This window comes from Dryocola boscaweniae, from assembly GCF_025215095.1.
Lineage (GTDB): Bacteria > Pseudomonadota > Gammaproteobacteria > Enterobacterales > Enterobacteriaceae > Dryocola > Dryocola boscaweniae.
Window position 1 is genome coordinate 204265 of record NZ_JALHAP010000076.1, and the last position, 19322, is coordinate 223586.

24 protein-coding genes are annotated in these 19322 nt (G+C 53.0%); 13 read left to right on the forward strand and 11 right to left on the reverse strand.

What is annotated here, in order from left to right:
• The first annotated feature begins 100 nt into the window (after positions 1-100).
• Positions 101-802, forward strand: coding sequence for a pirin family protein (locus tag MUA00_RS09205; protein ID WP_271122786.1), 702 nt, complete (start codon positions 101-103; stop codon positions 800-802).
• Positions 803-836: 34 nt separating this feature from the next.
• A complete protein-coding gene (locus MUA00_RS09210; RefSeq protein ID WP_271122787.1) occupies positions 837-1016 on the forward strand; it encodes a hypothetical protein in 180 nt (59 codons plus the stop codon).
• 72 nt (positions 1017-1088) lie between these two features.
• On the opposite strand, the gene murA is transcribed toward MUA00_RS09210, so the two are convergent.
• The 7 genes from murA to mlaF form a co-directional block, all read right to left on the reverse strand.
• On the reverse strand, positions 1089-2363 hold the full coding sequence (gene murA, locus MUA00_RS09215; protein WP_271122788.1) for a UDP-N-acetylglucosamine 1-carboxyvinyltransferase: 1275 nt from the start codon (positions 2361-2363) through the stop codon (positions 1089-1091).
• Positions 2364-2416: 53 nt separating this feature from the next.
• The gene (gene ibaG / locus MUA00_RS09220; protein ID WP_271122789.1) at positions 2417-2671 is read right to left on the reverse strand and encodes a BolA family iron metabolism protein IbaG; all 255 of its coding nucleotides are present in this window, start codon (positions 2669-2671) and stop codon (positions 2417-2419) included.
• A 122-nt stretch (positions 2672-2793) separates the two neighbouring features.
• A complete protein-coding gene (gene mlaB, locus MUA00_RS09225; RefSeq protein WP_271122790.1) occupies positions 2794-3096 on the reverse strand; it encodes a lipid asymmetry maintenance protein MlaB in 303 nt (100 codons plus the stop codon).
• Entirely contained in the window at positions 3096-3725 is a 630-nt protein-coding gene (gene mlaC, locus MUA00_RS09230) for a phospholipid-binding protein MlaC (RefSeq protein WP_271122791.1), read from the reverse strand. The genes mlaB and mlaC overlap by 1 nt, the downstream gene beginning before the upstream one ends.
• 17 nt (positions 3726-3742) lie before the next feature.
• Positions 3743-4294: an outer membrane lipid asymmetry maintenance protein MlaD gene (gene mlaD / locus MUA00_RS09235; protein ID WP_271122792.1), complete on the reverse strand. Its 552-nt coding sequence runs from the start codon at positions 4292-4294 to the stop codon at positions 3743-3745.
• A 4-nt stretch (positions 4295-4298) separates the two neighbouring features.
• On the reverse strand, positions 4299-5081 hold the full coding sequence (gene mlaE, locus MUA00_RS09240; protein WP_271122793.1) for a lipid asymmetry maintenance ABC transporter permease subunit MlaE: 783 nt from the start codon (positions 5079-5081) through the stop codon (positions 4299-4301).
• Between the two features lie 5 nt (positions 5082-5086).
• Positions 5087-5902 carry a phospholipid ABC transporter ATP-binding protein MlaF gene (gene mlaF / locus MUA00_RS09245; RefSeq protein WP_271122856.1) on the reverse strand — a complete coding sequence of 272 codons (816 nt, stop codon included), beginning with the start codon at positions 5900-5902 and terminating at the stop codon, positions 5087-5089.
• Between the two features lie 230 nt (positions 5903-6132).
• Here mlaF and MUA00_RS09250 point away from each other — a divergent pair, with 230 nt between their 5' ends.
• The 11 genes from MUA00_RS09250 (at position 6133) to npr (ending at position 14066) form a co-directional block, all read left to right on the forward strand.
• Positions 6133-7110 carry a calcium/sodium antiporter gene (locus MUA00_RS09250; protein WP_271122794.1) on the forward strand — a complete coding sequence of 326 codons (978 nt, stop codon included), beginning with the start codon at positions 6133-6135 and terminating at the stop codon, positions 7108-7110.
• Positions 7111-7126: 16 nt separating this feature from the next.
• Positions 7127-8113, forward strand: a complete 987-nt coding sequence (kdsD, locus tag MUA00_RS09255; RefSeq protein WP_271122795.1) for an arabinose-5-phosphate isomerase KdsD — start codon at positions 7127-7129, stop codon at positions 8111-8113.
• 16 nt (positions 8114-8129) lie between these two features.
• Positions 8130-8696 carry a 3-deoxy-manno-octulosonate-8-phosphatase KdsC gene (gene kdsC, locus MUA00_RS09260; protein WP_271122796.1) on the forward strand — a complete coding sequence of 189 codons (567 nt, stop codon included), beginning with the start codon at positions 8130-8132 and terminating at the stop codon, positions 8694-8696.
• Positions 8693-9268 carry an LPS export ABC transporter periplasmic protein LptC gene (gene lptC / locus MUA00_RS09265; RefSeq protein ID WP_271122797.1) on the forward strand — a complete coding sequence of 192 codons (576 nt, stop codon included), beginning with the start codon at positions 8693-8695 and terminating at the stop codon, positions 9266-9268. The genes kdsC and lptC overlap by 4 nt, the downstream gene beginning before the upstream one ends.
• Entirely contained in the window at positions 9237-9788 is a 552-nt protein-coding gene (lptA, locus tag MUA00_RS09270; RefSeq protein WP_271122798.1) for a lipopolysaccharide ABC transporter substrate-binding protein LptA, read from the forward strand. Before lptC ends, lptA begins: the two co-directional genes overlap by 32 nt.
• A 6-nt stretch (positions 9789-9794) precedes the next feature.
• Positions 9795-10520, forward strand: a complete 726-nt coding sequence (gene lptB, locus MUA00_RS09275) for an LPS export ABC transporter ATP-binding protein (protein WP_271122799.1) — start codon at positions 9795-9797, stop codon at positions 10518-10520.
• 48 nt (positions 10521-10568) lie between these two features.
• Positions 10569-12002 (forward strand): RNA polymerase factor sigma-54, encoded by a 1434-nt coding sequence (gene rpoN, locus MUA00_RS09280; protein ID WP_271122800.1) that lies wholly within the window; start codon positions 10569-10571, stop codon positions 12000-12002.
• 22 nt (positions 12003-12024) lie between these two features.
• Entirely contained in the window at positions 12025-12312 is a 288-nt protein-coding gene (hpf, locus tag MUA00_RS09285; RefSeq protein WP_121266403.1) for a ribosome hibernation promoting factor, read from the forward strand.
• A gap of 85 nt (positions 12313-12397) precedes the next feature.
• On the forward strand, positions 12398-12889 hold the full coding sequence (ptsN, locus tag MUA00_RS09290; protein ID WP_271122801.1) for a PTS IIA-like nitrogen regulatory protein PtsN: 492 nt from the start codon (positions 12398-12400) through the stop codon (positions 12887-12889).
• Positions 12890-12942: 53 nt separating this feature from the next.
• A complete protein-coding gene (gene rapZ / locus MUA00_RS09295; RefSeq protein WP_271122802.1) occupies positions 12943-13797 on the forward strand; it encodes an RNase adapter RapZ in 855 nt (284 codons plus the stop codon).
• A complete protein-coding gene (npr, locus tag MUA00_RS09300; RefSeq protein WP_121266409.1) occupies positions 13794-14066 on the forward strand; it encodes a PTS phosphocarrier protein NPr in 273 nt (90 codons plus the stop codon). Before rapZ ends, npr begins: the two co-directional genes overlap by 4 nt.
• 2 nt (positions 14067-14068) lie before the next feature.
• Here the strand turns inward: npr and mtgA are convergent, their stop codons facing one another.
• From mtgA to MUA00_RS09320, 4 genes are all read right to left on the reverse strand, one after another.
• The gene (mtgA, locus tag MUA00_RS09305; protein WP_271122803.1) at positions 14069-14797 is read right to left on the reverse strand and encodes a monofunctional biosynthetic peptidoglycan transglycosylase; all 729 of its coding nucleotides are present in this window, start codon (positions 14795-14797) and stop codon (positions 14069-14071) included.
• Entirely contained in the window at positions 14794-15447 is a 654-nt protein-coding gene (elbB, locus tag MUA00_RS09310) for an isoprenoid biosynthesis glyoxalase ElbB (protein ID WP_271122804.1), read from the reverse strand. Before elbB ends, mtgA begins: the two co-directional genes overlap by 4 nt.
• A gap of 233 nt (positions 15448-15680) precedes the next feature.
• Complete coding sequence (arcB, locus tag MUA00_RS09315; RefSeq protein ID WP_271122805.1) at positions 15681-18029, reverse strand: aerobic respiration two-component sensor histidine kinase ArcB; 2349 nt, start codon at positions 18027-18029, stop codon at positions 15681-15683.
• 61 nt (positions 18030-18090) lie between these two features.
• On the reverse strand, positions 18091-19023 hold the full coding sequence (locus MUA00_RS09320) for a TIGR01212 family radical SAM protein (RefSeq protein ID WP_271122806.1): 933 nt from the start codon (positions 19021-19023) through the stop codon (positions 18091-18093).
• Between the last annotated feature and the right edge of the window lie 299 nt (positions 19024-19322).

Sequence of the window (19322 nt, forward strand, 5' to 3'; positions counted from 1 at the left end):
CTCATTCAGGAAATTTGAACATACCGAGCAGATTAACTGGCTAACAATGCAGCGTCCAGGCCTTTACCATGGGTTGAGTGTAAAAAGAGGTCAAGAAATTATGATTACGCCAAGAACTGCCAAACAATGCGGGAAAGCGGACTACGGATGGCTGCAGGCACGCTATACGTTTTCCTTTGGACACTATTTCGACCCGAAATTGCTGGGCTATGCCTCTTTGCGTGTTCTCAATCAGGAAGTGCTGGCGCCCGGTGCGTCATTCCAGCCGCGAACCTATCCGAAAGTCGATATTCTGAACCTGATTCTGGAAGGCGAAGCAGAATATCGCGACAGCGAGGGCAATCACGTGCAGGCCAGGGCCGGGGAAGCATTGTTGCTTTCTACCCAGCCGGGCATCAGCTACAGCGAATATAACCTCAGTAAAGAAAAATCGCTGACGCGCATGCAAATCTGGCTGGACGCCTGCCCCGAGCGTGAAAATGCGCTGGCGCAAAAAATTGAAATTGCCGGGGTGGCTCAGCAGTTAATCGCCTCGCCGGACGGCAGCAAAGAGAGCCTGCAACTGCGCCAGCAGGTCTGGATCCACCATATTGAGCTGGAAAAAGGCGAGCAGCTTAGCTTCCAGTTGCACGGGCCGCGCGCTTACCTGCAGTCCATTTATGGTATGGTCCATGCCGTAACCCATACGGAAGAAAAAGAAGGGCTGACCTGTGGCGACGGCGCGTTTATCCGTGACGAGGCTAACATTACGCTGGTTGCCGATACGCCCCTGCGTGCATTGCTGATAGATTTACCGGTGTAACCTCCTGAAAAGCCATTAAAAAAGAGAATAATCAATGAGTAAGAAGAATAACGCGAAGAAGAACGGCATAAAAAAAGCGCATTTATCTGACCCGGCGATAGGTGTTATGGCAACCGCAGAGCCTGAGCTGAGTTATGACGACATGTTAAGCGAGCTGGAAGCGATCGTTAGCGAAGCGGATATGCGGCAGGCAGAAGAAGAAACCAGTCTGTAATGAGATTTGTAGAGTCTGATCTGAAAAAACCGAGGAAATCCCCGGTTTTTTTTATGAGCGGGCCGAGCGAGTTTATTCGCCGCCGTTGCCACTGCCCTTAACACGTTCAATGTTGGCACCCAGCGCCTGAAGTTTGTCTTCAATGCGCTCGTAGCCGCGATCGATGTGGTAAATACGGTCAACAACGGTTGTCCCTTCCGCGATACAACCCGCCAGCACCAGGCTTGCAGAAGCACGTAAATCGGTCGCCATTACCTGCGCGCCAGAGAGCTTTTCCACGCCGTGGCAGATAACCGTATTGCTTTCAATTTCCGCGTGCGCGCCCATACGAATCAGTTCCGGCACGTGCATGAAACGGTTTTCGAAAATGGTTTCGGTGATAACGCCGGTGCCTTCGGCAACGAGGTTCAGCAGCGTGAACTGGGCCTGCATGTCCGTCGGGAAGCCAGGATGCGGCGCGGTGCGTACGGTTACGCCTTTCGGACGCTTGCCGTGCATATCAAGGCTAATCCAGTCTTCACCCACTTTGATGTCGGCGCCCGCTTCGCGCAGCTTCGCCAGCACCGCATCCAGAGTATCCGGCTGGGCTTTATGACACACGATTTTGCCGCCGGAGATAGCGGCTGCCACCAGGAAAGTACCGGTTTCGATGCGGTCTGGCAGCACGCGATACACACCGCCGCCCAGACGCTCAACGCCTTCGATAGTAATACGATCGCTGCCTGCGCCGCTGATTTTTGCACCCAGCGTGTTGAGGAAGTTCGCCGTATCGACGATTTCCGGCTCGCGAGCGGCGTTTTCGATGATAGTGGTGCCTTCCGCAAGGGTCGCAGCACTCATGATAGTAACCGTGGCGCCCACGCTCACTTTGTCCATCACGATATGCGCGCCTTTCAGGCGGCCATTCACGGAAGCTTTAACGTAGCCTTCTTCCAGTTTGATTTCAGCGCCCAGTTGCTCAAGGCCCGTAATATGCAAATCGACCGGACGAGCGCCGATTGCGCAGCCGCCCGGCAGAGAAACCTGACCCTGACCAAAACGAGCGACCAGCGGGCCCAGCGCCCAGATAGAAGCACGCATGGTTTTCACCAGCTCATAAGGCGCACAGAAGATATTTACCTCGCTGGCATCAATGTACACGGAGCCATTGCGTTCAACTTTGGTTCCCAACTGGCTGAGCAGCTTCATCGTGGTATCGATGTCTTTCAGTTTTGGGACGTTTTGGATCTCAACTGGCTCTTCGGCCAGCAGCGCTGCGAAGAGGATCGGCAGAGCGGCATTTTTTGCGCCTGAAATCGTCACTTCACCGCTTAGCTGGGTTGGACCCTGCACACGAAATTTATCCATTGCAACAGCTCTCTTTTAAATTCAATCGTTACAACACGCGCGCGGCGGGTTGCTCAAAAACCATTTAGTTTGCGATCGCGATCCCACTCTTGCGGGGTATAGGTCTTGATCGACACGGCGTGAATGCGGTTATCGGCGATAAACTCCATCAGCGGCGCATAAACCGTTTGCTGCTTCTTCACGCGACTTAACTCGCCGAACAGCTCACCCACCGCAATCACCTGAAAGTGGCTACCGTCGCCGGAAACGTGGACTTCCTGGAGGGGCAGTGCGCTCATCAGCACTGTCTGAATTTCATGATTTTCCATGGGATATATATTCGTCGGTTAATGAATTAGCCACACATCTTAGAGGAAAGTGGCGTCGGCTTAAATAAGCAAAAAGCCCCCGATCTCAACGGATCGAGGGCGTGAACAGTAACGCTATGAAATTACTGGCTTGTAAAGGCGGGTAACAGGCCGTCTGGCAGATTATAAAGTTTGACCAGCGTTTGCAGTTTGTCGCTTGCCCCCTGCAACGCCAGTTCGCCGCCCTGCTTTCTGGCGAGATCAACGAGGTGGATAAGCAACGCCAGCCCTGCCGTATCTACTCGTGTCAACCGGGCAAGATTGAACGTCTGAACGCCGGCCATAACCTGCGCCCGCTCCTGCCAAAGCGACTGGACGGTATCGCCGTCCAGTTCACCGGCAAGCACCAGCGTGCTGCCTTCACGTTTCCAGCTCAGTTGCTCCATTACTTTTTGTTTTCCAGAGTGATCGGCTGCTGAGAGATAGACTTCAGTTGCGCGGTCAGGCCGTCGATACCTTTGGTTCGCAGGATGTCGCTCCACTCATTTTGTTTGGTGGTGATCATGCTGACCCCTTCGGCAATCATGTCGTAAGCCTGCCAGTTACCGGTCTGGCTGTTTTTACGCCACTGGAAATCCAGACGTACCGGCGGACGGCCGTTTGGATCGATAATCGTGACGCGAATAGCGACGATATCGGCATTACCCAGCGGCTGTTCCGGAGCAATCTGGTAAGACTGACCGTTATACATAGCCAGCGCCTGACCGTAGGCCTGTTTGAGATATTCTTCGAAAGCCTTGAAGTAGGCGTCACGCTGGGCGGGCGTCGCTTCTTTGTAATAACGGCCAAGGACCAACGCGCCCGCATATTTGATTTGTACGTAAGGCAGAAGCTCCTGACCCACGATATCGCGCAGATAGTTCGGGTTTTGACGAATTTTAGGCTGTTCGTTCTTCAGACGGTCGAAGGTTTTCTGCGCCGCCTCATTCATCTGTTTATAAGGATTGCTTTGGTCCGCCGCCATCGCAAACGGCGCAATCACCAGCATGGCGATCATCACAAGACGTTTAAACATAATAATATCCTCTTTGATTAGTTCGTCGTGCCTGGCTGCGGCGCTGCTGCATTATTCTCAGCGGGCGCCGGATGGGAATCCCCGGAATTTTGATTATCGCCGTTGCCGCTCTTATACAGGAACTGGCCAATCAGGTCTTCAAGCACCAGGGCTGATTTCGTATCCTGAATAGTGCCGCCGTCTTTAAGGATAGACGAGCCCAGTTCCGGATCGTCAAAACCAAGATTCATCGCAAGATATTGCTCGCCCAGCAGGCCTGAAGTACGAATCGCCAGCGAGCTGGTGTCTGGAATATGGTCATAGCGTTTCTCGATTTCCATCGTGACGCGCGGTAAGTAGGTTTTCTCATCAAGGGAGATATCATCCACGCGTCCGATAACCACCCCGCCCAGACGAACCGGAGAACTGACTTTTAGCCCGCCGATATTGTCGAAGGTGGCATAAACCCGATAAGTCGGCTCGCTGCGCAGCGAGGTGACGTTAGCCACTTTCAGGCACAGGAAGATGACGGCGACCAGCGCCACCAGCAAGAAAGCCCCAACCCAAATTTCAAATTTCTTTGTTTGCATGAACTCAATTCCCAAACATCAGTGCTGTGAGCACAAAATCAAGGCCAAGAACGGCCAGAGATGCGTGCACAACGGTACGTGTCGTTGCCCGGCTAATCCCTGCGGACGTCGGAATAGCATCGTAGCCATTAAATAACGCAATCCACGTTACGGTAATGGCAAATACCACGCTTTTAATGACACAGTTAACTAAATCAAGACGCCAGTTAACGGCGTTCTGCATGGCTGACCAGAAGAAGCCAGAATCAATGCCTTTCCAGTTCACCCCCACCAGCGTGCCGCCCCAGATACCGACAGCAACAAAAATCAGCGTCAGTAACGGCAGCGAGATGACGCCCGCCCAGAAACGCGGTGAAACCACCCGACGCAGCGGATCGACGGCCATCATTTCCATGCTGGAGAGCTGTTCCGTGGCTCTCATCAGGCCAATCTCAGCGGTTAGCGCCGATCCCGCCCGCCCGGCAAAGAGCAACGCGGCGACAACCGGCCCAAGCTCACGCAACAGCGAGAGCGCCACCAGCATGCCAAGGCTGGATTCCGCGCTGTAGGTCGTCAGCACCAGGTAACCCTGCAGGCCGAGCACCATACCGATAAACAGGCCGGAGACGATAATAATCAGCATCGACAGGACGCCGACGTTATAGAGCTGACGCATCAGCAGCGGCGCGTGTTTACGGAATTCCGGTTTCCCTACCAGCGCGTTAAAGAGCATCAACCCGGCACGACCAAACGAAGCGCAGGTTTTTAAACCGCGTCGTCCGAAAGATGCCAGCGCATTAAAGAGCATTTCTGCTAACTCCCTGTTTCTGATAATAAGTCTTTTTGATAGTCCGCAGCAGGATAGCGGAAAGGCACCGGGCCGTCCGCAATACCGTCCAGGAACTGTCGCACTCGCGGATCGTGATTCTCACGCAGCGCTTCAGGACTGCCTTCAGCAACAATATGCCGATCGGCGGCGATATAGGCGTAATCAGCGATACTCAGCACTTCCGGAACGTCGTGGGAAACCACAATGCAGGTGACCCCTAAGGCGCTGTTTAATTCTGAGATCAATTTTACCAGCACGCCCATGGTGATGGGATCCTGCCCGACAAAGGGTTCATCGAACATGATGAGGTCCGGCTCCAGCGCAATCGCGCGGGCAAGCGCTGCACGACGCGCCATCCCACCTGATAATTCAGACGGCATCAGATTCGCCGCGCCACGCAGACCAACCGCTTCTAGCTTCATCATCACCGTGCTGCGTAACAGCGGCTCCGGCAGACGGCGATGCTCGCGCAGCGGATAGGCGACGTTTTCAAATACGTTAAGATCGGTAAACAGGGCGCCTGACTGAAACAGCATGCTCATGCGTTTGCGCACGGTAAACAGACGCGAACGCGACATAGCCGGAACGTTTTCACCATCAAACAGGATTTCGCCGCTGTCTGGCGGAATTTGTCCGCCGATAAGGCGCAGCAATGTGGTCTTCCCTATCCCGGAAGGCCCCATAATGGCAGTAATTTTACCCCGGGGTACGGTCAGAGAGATATTGTCGAAAATGCGCCGATCGCCGCGGGAGAAACTCACCCCGCGAATATCGACCAGATTCGTCGCGGTCTGGCCCATCATCCTTCCTTTTTAAAGAGTCTGTTGATTAAGCATGGTGTTAAAACGCAGCGGAAACCCATCATTTTTACAGAATATTACCTGCTGCACTTAGCGAAAGCTGGCATTTGTTTTACTTTTCGGACGCATAAAGTCAGAATTAAGAATTATTGCCAAGCCCTTCAGATCTGTACGCAAGCCGGAATTTTCCAGGCCAGGACCGGCGATTATACCTTAATAAAGGATTTTGCATGCTGTTAGCTACGGCTCTGTTAATTATCGGTTTACTTCTGGTGGTCTATGGTGCCGACCGGCTGGTGTTTGCCGCTTCTCTACTTTGCCGCAATTTTGGGGTTCCGCCGTTAATTATCGGTATGACCGTTGTGAGTATCGGCACATCTCTCCCGGAGATGATAGTCGCAGGCTCCGCGGCTCTGCACGGTCAACTGGATTTAGCCATCGGCACCGCGCTGGGCTCCAATATTACTAACATCATGCTGATACTTGGACTCGCGGCACTTTTACACCCATTTACCGTGAATTCCGATATCCTGCGTCGCGAATTACCCCTAATGTTAATCGTGAGCGTAATGGCTGGCTTATTTATCTTCGATAATCAGCTAAGCCGAATCGACGGCCTGCTGCTTATCGCGCTGGCCGTTTTATACCTGCTATTTATAGTGAAGATCGCACGCCTGGCGGAGCAACAGGGGCACGACAGCCTGACGCGGGAGCAAATGGCGGAGTTACCGCGTGAAGGCAGCCGTTCCGTGGCTTATCTCTGGCTCGCGGTGGCGCTGATTATTTTGCCTATGGCTACGCGCATGGTTATCGATAATGCCACCGTGCTTGCGAACTTTTTCGGCGTAAGCGAACTGGTCATTGGCCTGACGATTATTTCAGTCGGCACCAGTCTTCCGGAGCTGGCAACAACTATAGCGGGCGCGCGAAAAGGCGAAGATGACATCGCCATCGGCAACATCATTGGTTCGAACATTTTCAATATTGTTTTTGTGTTGGGTATCCCGGCACTCATCGCGCCGGGCGAAATCGATCCTCTGGCCTTCGCGCGCGATTACTGGGTAATGTTAGCGGTAAGTGCCATTTTCGCACTACTTTGCTGGCGCAAGCCTCGCTCTATCGGCAAGGCGGCGGGCGCTCTGTTAACATGTGGTTTCTTCGTATGGATCGTGGTGCTTTGGTTTGTGGCATCACCAGTCGTTGGGTAAAGCGGAAACGGAAAATATGTCACACATAGATTTACAGCCGGGTTTTGACTTTCAACAAGCAGGCAAGGACGTCCTAAATATTGAACGTGAAGGCCTGGCGCAGCTTGATCAGTACATCAACGCTGACTTCTCTCAAGCCTGCGAGAAGATCTTCTATTGCTCCGGCAAAGTCGTCGTGATGGGAATGGGCAAGTCAGGACATATTGGTAAAAAAATGGCGGCTACCTTCGCCAGCACCGGTACGCCTGCGTTCTTTGTCCATCCGGGTGAAGCAAGCCATGGCGATTTGGGCATGGTTACCGCGCAAGACGTGGTCATTGCCATCTCCAACTCCGGCGAATCCAACGAAATTCTCGCGCTGATCCCCGTTCTTAAACGCCTCCAGGTGCCGCTCATTTGCATGACTAGCCGCCCTGAAAGCGCCATGGGACGCGCCGCCGATATCCATCTTTGCATCAAAGTCCCGCAGGAAGCCTGCCCGCTGGGCCTTGCGCCGACAACCAGCACCACGGCCACGCTGGTAATGGGCGATGCGCTTGCGGTCGCGCTGCTTAAAGCCCGCGGCTTTACCCAGCAAGATTTTGCGCTTTCGCATCCTGGCGGCGCATTAGGACGCAAGCTGTTATTACGCGTTAACGACATCATGCACACCGGCGATGAAATTCCGCATGTCAGTAAAGAGGCGTCGCTGCGCGATGCTTTGCTGGAAATCACTCGTAAAAATATGGGCATGACGGTTATCTGCGACGACCTGATGAAAATCGAAGGTATCTTTACCGATGGCGACCTGCGTCGCGTCTTTGATATGGGCGTCGACTTGCACACCCTGAACATCGCAGATGTGATGACGGCGGGCGGAATTCGGGTCCGTCCGGGCACGCTCGCGGTAGATGCTTTGAACCTGATGCAATCCCGCCATATTACTTCAGTGCTGGTTGCCGATGGCGACCAACTGCTCGGTGTGGTACATATGCACGATATGCTGCGCGCAGGCGTGGTTTAACAAAGGATTAGAATCAATGAGTAACCATGAAGCGCCGCTCGATACCTGCTATGGGCCTGTGAGCGCGCGCGTGATGGAGCGGGCGGCAAACGTGCGCCTGCTTATTCTGGATGTCGACGGCGTCATGTCAGACGGCCTGATCTATATGGGCAACAGCGGTGAAGAGCTGAAAGCTTTTAATGTGCGTGACGGCTACGGCATTCGCTGCGTCCTCACCTCCGACATCGAAGTCGCTATTATTACCGGACGTAAAGCTAAGCTGCTTGAAGACCGTTGTGAAACGCTGGGAATTACCCATCTTTATCAAGGGCAATCCGATAAGCTGCTGGCTTTTCGCGATCTCCTCGATAAACTCGCCCTGGCGCCAGAACAGGCGGCTTATGTCGGTGACGATCTTATCGACTGGCCGGTGATGGCTGAATGCGGGCTGAGTGTGGCCGTTGCCGATGCGCATCCACTGCTGACGCCGCGTGCGGATTACGTTACCCGCATCAACGGCGGACGCGGCGCCGTACGCGAAGTCTGCGATCTGTTATTACTGGCACAAGGGAAGCTTGATGAGGCCAAAGGGCTATCCATATGAGTAAAACAAGGCGTTGGGTTATCATCCTGCTGTCGCTTGCAGCCCTGGTGCTAATCGGCATTAATCTGGCCGATAAAGACATCGTTGCGCCAGTTTCCGTAAACAGTAATGAGCCAACCTATAAAAGCGAACATTCCACCACGATAGTTTATAGCCCTGAAGGGGCATTAAATTACCGTCTGGTGGCAGAACACGTTGAATATTTTTCTGAAACAGCCATTTCCTGGTTCACCAACCCGGTAATGACCCAGTACGATGAAAATAAAGTTGCAACCTGGTCATTACGGGCAGATCGCGCCAAACTAACTAATGACCGAATGCTGTATCTGTATGGCAATGTTGTTCTCACAGCCCTGACTCCCGATTCGCAGTTACGCAAAATTACCACAGACAATGCGCAGGTTAACTTGATCACTCAGGATGTCGCGTCCGATGATTTGGTGACGCTGTACGGTACCAGCTTTAACTCCAGCGGCCTGAAAATGCGCGGAAATTTACGCAGCAAAAACGCCGAGCTGATTGAAAAGGTTAGAACATCCTATGAAATCCAGAATAAACAAACTCAGCCGTAATTTAGTGCTAACCAGTACGCTTTTGGCCGCCAGTTTTTCGGCTTTTGCGCTGACCGGCGATACCGAAAAACCTATTCACATTGAATCAGATCAGCAGTCGCTGGATATGCAGGGCAATATCGTTACCTTCACCGGCAACGTTGTTGTTACGCAGGGCAGTATCAAGATCAACGCCGATAAAGTCGTGGTGACCCGTCCCGGCGGTGAGCAGGGTAAAGAAGTCATTGATGGTTTTGGCAACCCGGCGACCTTCTATCAGATGCAGGACAGCGGTAAGCCGGTAAAAGGCCACGCTTCCAAAATGCATTATGAATTGCAGAACGACTTTGTGGTGCTGACCGGCGATGCGTTCCTGGAACAGCTCGACAGCAACATCAAAGGCGACAAAATTACCTATCTGGTCAAAGAGCAAAAAATGCAGGCCTTTAGCGATAAAGGTAAGCGCGTGACCACCATTCTGGTGCCTTCACAATTGCAGAATAAAGATGGCCAGGCGCCGGCACCTAAAAAGAGTAACTAATTCGTTATGGCAACTTTAATCGCGAAGAATCTCGCCAAGGCCTATAAAGGCCGCCGCGTGGTGGAAGACGTGAGTCTGACCGTTAAATCCGGCGAAATTGTCGGCCTGCTCGGCCCGAACGGCGCGGGTAAAACGACAACCTTCTATATGGTCGTTGGCATCGTGCCACGTGATGCGGGCAACATTATTATTGATGATGAAGATATCAGTATGCTGCCGCTTCACGCACGTGCGCGTCGGGGCATTGGTTATCTGCCTCAGGAGGCGTCGATTTTTCGTCGTCTGAGCGTATTTGATAACCTGATGGCGGTGCTGCAAATCCGCGACGATTTGAGCGCAGAACAGCGTGAAGATCGCGCGAATGAGCTGATGGAAGAGTTTCACATTGAGCATTTGCGTAACAACCTCGGCCAGTCGCTGTCCGGTGGTGAACGTCGCCGTGTGGAAATCGCCCGCGCTTTAGCCGCAAATCCAAAGTTTATTCTGCTTGATGAACCTTTTGCCGGGGTCGACCCGATTTCGGTTATCGACATCAAGCGAATAATCGAGCATTTACGCGACAGCGGGCTCGGTGTGCTGATTACTGACCACAACGTACGTGAAACCCTCGCCGTTTGTGAACGAGCTTACATCGTCAGCCAGGGGCAGCTCATCGCACATGGCACGCCGGGGGAAATCCTGGAAGATGAGCATGTTAAGCGCGTCTATCTGGGCGAAGAGTTCAGACTCTGATAGGGTAGGAAGCATTAACCTGTATACCTGAGGAAGTTCGCTCTGAATATGAAGCAAGGTTTGCAACTTCGGCTTAGCCAACAACTTGCTATGACTCCGCAACTGCAACAGGCCATCCGTCTGCTGCAGTTGTCGACGCTGGAGTTACAGCAAGAACTTCAGCAAGCACTGGAAAGCAATCCACTGCTTGAGCAAACCGACCTGCATGAAGAAATCGACACTCAGGAAACTCGCGAAAACGAAGCGCTGGACACCCGTGAGGCTCTTGAACAAAAAGAGATGCCTGACGAACTTCCGCTGGATACGAGCTGGGATGAAATCTACACCGCAGGAACCCCTTCCGGCACCGGAACTGACTACATCGATGATGAGCTTCCGGTTTATCAGGGCGAAACCACCCAGTCGCTTCAGGATTACCTGATGTGGCAAGTAGATTTGACCCCTTTTACCGACACCGATACCGCTATCGCCACCTCCATTGTCGACGCCGTTGACGAAACAGGCTATCTCACCGTCTCGCTTGAAGAAATTCTGGAAAGCATGGGTAACGACGAGTTGAGCCTTGATGAGGTGGAAGCGGTACTCAAACGCGTGCAGCGGTTTGATCCCGTTGGCGTGGCGGCGCGCGATCTGCGCGATTGTCTTCTGATTCAGCTTTCACAATATGCCAAAGAGACGCCCTGGCTGAACGAGGCTCGTCTGATCGTCAGCGAACATCTTGATCTGCTGGCCAACCACGACTTCCGTAGCCTGATGCGCGTCACGCGCCTGAAAGAAGACGTGCTGAAAGAAGCCATGTGCCTGATCCAGTCTTTAGATCCGCGTCCAGGGCAGTCCATTCAAACCGGCGAGCCTGAATACGTCATTCCTGATGTGCTGGTACGTAAAGCCCAGGGACAATGGACCGTGGAACTCAATTCAGATAGCATTCCACGCCTGAAAATAAATCAGCAGTATGCCGCGCTCGGCACCAGCAGCCGAAGCGACAGCGATTCGCAATACATCCGCAGCAACCTGCAGGATGCGAAGTGGCTAATCAAAAGTCTGGAAAGCCGCAACGATACGCTGCTGCGCGTCAGCCGCTGTATCGTCGAGCAGCAGCAAGGTTTTTTTGAGCACGGCGAAGAACACATGAAGCCGATGGTGCTGGCAGATATTGCGCAGGCGGTGGAAATGCACGAATCCACCATCTCGCGTGTGACCACACAGAAATATCTGCACAGCCCGCGGGGCATCTTTGAACTGAAATATTTCTTCTCAAGCCATGTGAATACCGAGGGCGGTGGCGAAGCCTCCTCCACGGCAATACGCGCGCTGGTGAAGAAGTTAATTGCTGCGGAAAACCCCGTGAAACCTCTTAGCGACAGCAAGTTAACGACTATGCTGTCAGATCAGGGGATTATGGTGGCACGCCGCACTGTTGCGAAGTACCGAGAGTCTTTATCCATACCACCGTCAAATCAGCGTAAGCAGCTGGTCTGACTCAACTGATAAGGAAGACACTATGCAGCTCAACATTACAGGACAAAACGTCGAGATCACGGACGCACTGCGCGATTTTGTGAATGCGAAGTTTGCCAAACTGGAGCAGTACTTCGAACGCATTAACCAGGTTTACATTGTGTTAAAAGTGGAAAAAGTTACCCACCTTGCAGATGCCACGCTTCATGTAAACGGGGGGGAGCTACATGCCAGTGCCGAAGGCCAGGACATGTACGCGGCCATTGACGGCCTCATCGATAAACTGGCTCGCCAGTTAACTAAACATAAAGATAAACTAAAACAACATTGATAATCCAGGTATCTGTTTACGCCTCGACGGCTCGTTGTCCCAAGGTCAACGGGCCGTTAGCATAACAGGGTGCTTAGGTGAACTTATGATGAACAACGATTTCGCTCTACAGCTTAGTAACGTCCTTAACCAGGAATGTACCCGAAGTGGTGTCCACTGCCAGAGCAAAAAGCGCGCGCTGGAAATTATCAGCGAGCTGGCTGCAAAGCAGCTTGGCCTGCCGCCGCAGATTGTTTTTGAAGCGGTGCTGACGCGTGAACGCATGGGAAGTACCGGGATAGGTAACGGCATCGCCATTCCACACGGAAAGCTTGAAGAAGATACTCTGCGCGCCGTGGGGGTGTTCATTCAACTGGAAACGCCAATTGCTTTCGACGCCATTGATAACCAGCCAGTCGACCTGCTGTTTGCTTTACTGGTGCCTGCCGATCAAACCAAAACACATTTGCACACCCTGTCCCTGGTGGCAAAACGTCTGGCGGACAAAACGATATGCCGTCGCCTGCGTGCGGCGCGCAGCGACGAAGAGCTTTATCAGATCATTACCGATACTGAAAACGGTAGTGAAAGTGAATAATCCGGCTGCGGCATCGCAAATGCCACAGCTTGAGATGTCGGGGGAATGATGACATGGTGCTGATGATAGTCAGCGGCCGCTCTGGTTCAGGGAAGTCTGTAGCCTTGCGTGCACTGGAAGATATGGGATTCTACTGTGTGGATAACCTGCCAGTAGTGCTGCTGCCGGATTTGGCGAAAACGCTCGCTGAGCGACAAATATCTGCGGCGGTCAGTATCGACGTGCGTAACATGCCGGAAAACCCGGAGATTTTTGAGCAGGCAATGACAAACCTGCCTGATTCTTTCTCTCCGCAGCTTCTGTTTCTTGATGCGGACCGCAATACCCTGATCCGACGTTATAGCGACACCCGCCGATTACACCCGCTTTCAAACAAGAATTTGTCGCTGGAAAGCGCCATAGACGAAGAAAGCGATCTGCTTGAGCCGCTTAAGTCCCGCGCCGATCTGATAATCGATACCTCAGAAATGTCGGTGCATGAATTAGCGGAAATGCTGCGTACCCGCCTGCTGGGCAAGCGTGAGCGCGAGCTAACGATGGTGTTCGAATCCTTCGGCTTCAAGCATGGTATTCCAATCGATGCCGATTACGTTTTCGACGTGCGCTTCCTGCCAAACCCGCACTGGGATCCGAAACTGCGCCCGATGACGGGTCTGGATCGCCCCGTCGCCGCGTTTCTTGACAGACATACAGAAGTTCACAATTTTATCTACCAGACCCGCAGCTATCTTGAGCTATGGTTACCGATGCTGGAAACCAACAATCGTAGCTACCTGACCGTAGCCATCGGTTGTACGGGCGGTAAGCACCGCTCGGTTTATATTGCCGAGCAGTTAGCCGACTACTTCCGTTCACGTGGGAAGAACGTTCAGTCTCGTCACCGTACGCTGGAAAAACGTAAAACATGACCGTAAAGCACACCGTTGAAATCACTAATAAGCTGGGCATGCATGCACGCCCGGCGATGAAACTGTTTGAGCTGGTGCAAAGCTTTGATGCAGAAGTGATGCTGCGGAATGAAGCGGGAACCGAAGCCGAGGCCAGCAGCGTTATCGCCCTGCTGATGCTGGATTCGGCTAAAGGCGGGCAGATTGAAATCGAAGTCACCGGCCCGCAGGAAGAACAGGCGCTGGCAGCGGTTGTCGCGCTGTTCAACGCCGGTTTCGACGAAGATTAAAATTATTTCAACTCATGCTGCGCCAGAAATGACTCTCCGCCCAACTGGCGCATCTGCCGTAAAATCCACTGCTGACGTTGGCCTACATAGCCGGAAGGCGCGTTCGCTTTAAAGCGAATCGGGTTAGGCAGCACTGCGGCAAGCAAAGCGGCTTCGGACGCGCTCAAACGACTTGCCGGTTTGTGGAAATAGCGTTGCGCGGCAGCTTCCACGCCAAAGGTGCCTTCGCCGAATTCAGCGATATTCAGATAAACGGTCAGAATACGGCGCTTCGTCCACACCACTTCCATACCAAGCGTAAGCCCGGCTTCCAGCCCTTTTCGCACCCAGCTACGTCCGTCCCATAAAAAAAGATTTTTGGCCGTTTGCTGCGACAGCGTGGAAGCACCGCGAATGCGTTTCTCGTTGCGTTCATTGTGGGAAATCGCTTTTTCTATAGAAGCCATATCAAACCCCCAATGCTCCGGGAAGGTCTGATCTTCTGCGGCAATCACCGCAAGCGGCATCCACGGAGAAATTTCATCCATGCCTACCCAGTCCGAATGCGCGACATAGCTAAAATCCCCCGTCAGCCAGGCGCTGAGCTGCCGCTCGGCCATCACCGCTGAAAACGGAACGGGAAGAAAACTAAACAGGACGATGCCCGCAATCCATAGCCCGGCAATAGCCAGTACTACACGTAAAATCCAGCGCTTGAGATATGTCCAGAGCGCGAAACGCCCTTTCCTCATGCGCTGAGCACCAGAACGCGAGCTACCAGTTTTTCTATACCGGCAGCAGCTTCATCGATGCGGGTAGCCAGCATGTAAGCAGGCGTTGTAACGACTTTACGTTCTTCGTCGACCACGATGTCATCTACCGGACAAGGAACATGCTCCGCGCCCATCTCTTCGAGCAACTCGGCCATGTCGATATCTGTACCGATCGTCAAACGCACGGGCATATCCAGAATTTTTGGCAGCATGGCTGGCGCGATACACATAAAGCCAATGGGTTTACCCTGCGCATGAACTTCGCGGGTCAGTCGACGCAATTCGCTGTCGACCCGGCATTCGATGCCCTTTGAAGCAAAATCGCTGAGGTTTTTAGCCGCGCCGAAGCCGCCTGGCACAATCAGAGCATCAAGCTCATTAGCATCTGCCTTCGCTAAAGGCATTATTGCACCGCGCGCGATACGGGCAGCTTCAACGAGGACATTTCGCCCCTCGTTCGCTTCATCGTTGGCAAGGTGATTGATAACATCCGTTTGAGGTTTATCGGGTGCAAAACAAACGGCTTCAGCGCCCGCACGCGCTATCGCCAGCAGCGTAATCACCGCCTCGTGGATTTCGCTGCCATCGTAGACGCCGCAACCGCTGAGCACCACGCCAACTTTCTTCATATGGCTCTTCCTTTTGGTCATGCGGCCCTGATTATCAGTTATGGTAATTTGGCCGCTATGGTTCACACATTTTACTGATTCACGTAACAAACTTTTTAAGTTTTGCTATCTTAATGCCTGAGCAACCCTCGAATGACAGGTTGTGCCGCTTGATGACAACTTATAAATAATCGGCGCAACCTACAATTTCCCTGGTGTTGGCGCAGTGTTCGCGCACCCCGGTTTATCCGGGGTCATTTTTTAGGAGCGTTCGCAACCCAGGCCTTCAGAACATCCACATCGTGCTGCCATTCTTGTTTCAGCTCTTCAATCCACTCACCCACATTATCTGACCATGCAGGTAAATCCGGCGACTGAATTTGCTGGGCGACCTGTTGCAAATGACGCAGGCCGACGGACCCTGCGGCGCCTTTAATTTTATGTCCTTCCTCAACCACGCTCTTCCAGTCGCGGGCGGTCATATTGGAATCCAGGATGCTTAAATAGCCCGGCATCATTTTTTCAAACATCGCCAGACCATCGGTAATTAACTTCGGCCCTACTAATTCCATGTACTGTTCGAGCATCGGTATATCAAGTAACGCTTGCTGTTTTTCACTGTCAACTTGAGTCATTACAGGTTCCTTCTCGGTGTCAGTCTGTTGGTTATCCCAGAATTTCTGAATAACGGCCATAAGCGCCGGTACCGCAAGCGGCTTGCTCAGCACGTCATCCATTCCCGCTTCCAGATACTCTTTTTTATCTTTCAGCACGTTAGCTGTCAGCGCCACCAGCGGTGGAAGCTCTTCTTTGTCAAAGCGAACGTTCAGCTCGCGGGAAATATCCAGCCCGGTCATATCCGGAAGCTGAATATCCAGCAGCACCAGGTCGTATTCGCCCGGCGTGAATTTTTCCAGCGCCTCTTTGCCCGTCATGGCGACCTCAACGCTGTTGCCCAGCTTCTCCAGCACCGAGCGGGCAACGATGACGTTTAGCTCAATATCCTCTACCAGCAGCACGTGCAGCGCTGGCAGCGGCATTTCGTCATCGTCGAAGGTATCTTCGACTTCCTCCGCCACGCGCGGAGCCTGCACCGTCAATGTGAATAGCGAACCTTCGCCCGGCTTGCTGCTGACGGTAATGTCTCCGCCCATGCTTTTCGCCAGCCGGCGCGAAACCGCAAGCCCGATACCGGTGCCGGTGGCGGGCTTCCCGCCGTGGCTGTCTTTGACCTGATAATACATGGCGAAGATTTTATCCTGCTCGTCCTGCGGTATACCAATACCGGAGTCCTGAACTTCAAAACGCAGGCTGCTTTCATTTTCATAACGTACGCGCACTGTGACCTGCCCGCCTTTTGGCGTGAACTTCACGGCGTTACTGATGAGATTCCAGAGAATCTGTCGTAAACGCGTTCCGTCGGTCACCACTTTATGCGGCAGAGGCAACCGGGGCTCCATAACGAACGCCAGCCCTTTCTGCTGGGCCTGCAGCCCTGAAAGGTTTTCCAGGTCGGCGAGGAAACTGGTGAAATCGACCTGTTGGTTATCGAGCTGGACTTTATGACGCTCAAGCTTATCCATATCGATGATATCGTTGAAGATATTCCCGAGCGTAATGGCCGAAACGTGGATGGTTTTCAGATAGTTTGTCTGTTCGGCGTTCAGCTCGGTATCCAGCAGGATACGGCTTAGTCCGACGATGCCATTTAACGGCGTGCGCAGCTCATGGCTGATGGTGGAGATAAATGTGGTTTTGTCGCGGCTGGCCCGTTCCAGCGCTTCCTGATAGCGTTTACGTTCGGTGATGTCACGCCCAAAACCCATCAGACCATGACGTTTACCGACACGGTCGTAATACGGCACTTTGCGAATTTCAAAGCATGCTTTGCGCCCGTCCGGGTAATCCAGCCACTGTTCGTAGGTCAAAGAAACGTTGTGTCGAAAAACCTTTTCATCGGTTTCGATAACTTTCTGTGCCGCCTCTTGCGAATAAACGTCCTGCGGCTTAAGGCTGATGAGCTGTTTTTCGCTTTTCCCGGTCAGCAACTCCATGGCGCGGTTACAGCCGGAGAATTCTTTATCTTCGTTGCGATAGAACACCAGATCCGGTGAAGCATCCAGGAAGGAGCGCAGGAACGAGGATTGTTGCTCAAGAAGAATTTGCGTCTCTTCACGCTCCTGCATTTCTACCTTGAGCTGCTCAAGCATGGTCTGGCGTTCGTCTTCCGCTTTCACACGATCGGCGATCTCCTGATTAAGCTGAGCGATATTATCTTTAAGCTGCACATTGAGCTTCAGATCGCGCTCGCGCATCTCCTCAAGCTTTTCGACCAGCCTGGACAGCCGCTGGCGCGACTCTTCAAGCTGCTCGACCACCACCGAAAGGAAATAGACCGCCCACGGCGTAATCAGCAGGCCGAAAAAGATAGAGCGCACGACATCAATGCTTTCGACCTGACCGCGCAGCAGCATGGTGACCGCCATCTGCACAACGATAGCCAGCACCACCAACGCCGAAGCCAGCAGCAAAGAGAAGCGCACTAGCCCGAGCTTCACCATTAAATCAACGTAATACTGCGCGAGTAACCGGATTTGCTTCATGGAACGTTTCCTTCGCCAACAATCCGCTAAATATACCGCAAAAAGACGTAACGCTCAGGAATTACGAGAGAAGAGTGGGATCCCACGGCGTGCCCAGCGCCGACCCCTGCGCGCCATGCTCAAGCAGATACTTATTGATTTCGACCATGCCGGTCCAGCGATTCTCGCACCACAGAGGCGCAAGCAGAGTTGGGCGGCGGGCGCTTGCGGAAATTCGGTGGTAGACGATATCAAGCGGCGTATGGCGAATCATCTGTGCGGCAACCGTCGTATAATCTTCCAGCTCAATTCCCTGTAAACGCCCCGCCTGCCAGCTTTTTGCCATGATACTTCCTGCGACGATGTGCAGCGGATGAAGTTTGATGCCGTCCACGCCGGTCTCCACGACCTTTTCCAGCGTTTCCAGGCAGTGTGCCTGCCCTTCTCCCGGCAAACCGACGATAAGATGGCTGCAAACCTTAAGACCGCGCTGGCGGGCGCGACGAGTGGTTTCCTGATAGCAGGCGAAGTCATGGCCACGGTTGATGCGGTGCAAGGTCTTGTCATGAGCGCTCTGTAAACCCAGCTCCAGCCAGACCTCAAAGCCTTGCTCATGGTATTCGCTCAGTAAATCCAGCACGCTCTCCGGCACGCAGTCAGGACGGGTGCCTACACACAGGCCAACAATGCTTGCCTGGCCGATCGCCTGTTGATACATCGAGCGCAGCACCTGCACTTCCGCCCATGTGCTTGTGTAGGCCTGAAAATAAGCGAGATAATGTTGCGCGCGGTTTACAAGCTTCGCCTGATGGGCGAGCTGCCCGGCAATGGAGTTGTGCCGCTGCGTTTCGTCGGCAAAAGAAGCCACATTGCAGAATGTGCATCCGCCGCGACCAATAGTGCCGTCGCGATTTGGGCAACTGAAGCCGCCGTGAAGAGTGAGTTTGTGGACTTTATGCCCGTAGCGGCGAGTAAGATCCCCACCAAACATGTTGACTAATTTCTGTAACTGCATAATCTGTTGGGCCGACCCGAGAAAGGGACGTAGCCTGCCATTTTCTGCGTTTAACGGCGATGACCTGGATCAATCGCACTGGCGCAGCTTTATCTATTGCATAATCATTCATAATTAGTGCAACTCTACGCATCGTGCGAATGATTACTTTTCCTTATATTGACGCCCTTTGTTTAAAGAATATGACGCCCGGTAAAAAACAGTGTCATGCTGCACCGCCAGCCCTTATTGCAGCACAACGTGCTGGCAATATCAGCAACACCAGCATGGTCTGTAAATTTGCTGCCTTGCAGACAGTG

Bases quoted from the DNA above. Each gene is read 5' to 3' on its own strand.
- lptC (WP_271122797.1), top strand. From the start codon at position 8,693: ATGAGTAAAACAAGGCGTTGGGTTATCATCCTGCTGTCGCTTGCAGCC.
- mtgA (WP_271122803.1), bottom strand. From the start codon at position 14,797: ATGAGGAAAGGGCGTTTCGCGCTCTGGACATATCTCAAGCGCTGGATT.
- mlaC (WP_271122791.1), bottom strand. From the start codon at position 3,725: ATGTTTAAACGTCTTGTGATGATCGCCATGCTGGTGATTGCGCCGTTT.
- mlaE (WP_271122793.1), bottom strand. From the start codon at position 5,081: ATGCTCTTTAATGCGCTGGCATCTTTCGGACGACGCGGTTTAAAAACC.
- lptB (WP_271122799.1), top strand. From the start codon at position 9,795: ATGGCAACTTTAATCGCGAAGAATCTCGCCAAGGCCTATAAAGGCCGC.
- mlaB (WP_271122790.1), bottom strand. From the start codon at position 3,096: ATGGAGCAACTGAGCTGGAAACGTGAAGGCAGCACGCTGGTGCTTGCC.
- murA (WP_271122788.1), bottom strand. From the start codon at position 2,363: ATGGATAAATTTCGTGTGCAGGGTCCAACCCAGCTAAGCGGTGAAGTG.
- MUA00_RS09205 (WP_271122786.1), top strand. From the start codon at position 101: ATGATTACGCCAAGAACTGCCAAACAATGCGGGAAAGCGGACTACGGA.
- kdsD (WP_271122795.1), top strand. From the start codon at position 7,127: ATGTCACACATAGATTTACAGCCGGGTTTTGACTTTCAACAAGCAGGC.
- elbB (WP_271122804.1), bottom strand. From the start codon at position 15,447: ATGAAGAAAGTTGGCGTGGTGCTCAGCGGTTGCGGCGTCTACGATGGC.
- arcB (WP_271122805.1), bottom strand. From the start codon at position 18,029: ATGAAGCAAATCCGGTTACTCGCGCAGTATTACGTTGATTTAATGGTG.
- lptA (WP_271122798.1), top strand. From the start codon at position 9,237: ATGAAATCCAGAATAAACAAACTCAGCCGTAATTTAGTGCTAACCAGT.
- mlaD (WP_271122792.1), bottom strand. From the start codon at position 4,294: ATGCAAACAAAGAAATTTGAAATTTGGGTTGGGGCTTTCTTGCTGGTG.
- MUA00_RS09320 (WP_271122806.1), bottom strand. From the start codon at position 19,023: ATGCAGTTACAGAAATTAGTCAACATGTTTGGTGGGGATCTTACTCGC.
- npr (WP_121266409.1), top strand. From the start codon at position 13,794: ATGACCGTAAAGCACACCGTTGAAATCACTAATAAGCTGGGCATGCAT.
- ibaG (WP_271122789.1), bottom strand. From the start codon at position 2,671: ATGGAAAATCATGAAATTCAGACAGTGCTGATGAGCGCACTGCCCCTC.
- MUA00_RS09250 (WP_271122794.1), top strand. From the start codon at position 6,133: ATGCTGTTAGCTACGGCTCTGTTAATTATCGGTTTACTTCTGGTGGTC.
- rpoN (WP_271122800.1), top strand. From the start codon at position 10,569: ATGAAGCAAGGTTTGCAACTTCGGCTTAGCCAACAACTTGCTATGACT.
- mlaF (WP_271122856.1), bottom strand. From the start codon at position 5,902: ATGGGCCAGACCGCGACGAATCTGGTCGATATTCGCGGGGTGAGTTTC.
- rapZ (WP_271122802.1), top strand. From the start codon at position 12,943: ATGGTGCTGATGATAGTCAGCGGCCGCTCTGGTTCAGGGAAGTCTGTA.
- hpf (WP_121266403.1), top strand. From the start codon at position 12,025: ATGCAGCTCAACATTACAGGACAAAACGTCGAGATCACGGACGCACTG.
- MUA00_RS09210 (WP_271122787.1), top strand. From the start codon at position 837: ATGAGTAAGAAGAATAACGCGAAGAAGAACGGCATAAAAAAAGCGCAT.
- kdsC (WP_271122796.1), top strand. From the start codon at position 8,130: ATGAGTAACCATGAAGCGCCGCTCGATACCTGCTATGGGCCTGTGAGC.
- ptsN (WP_271122801.1), top strand. From the start codon at position 12,398: ATGATGAACAACGATTTCGCTCTACAGCTTAGTAACGTCCTTAACCAG.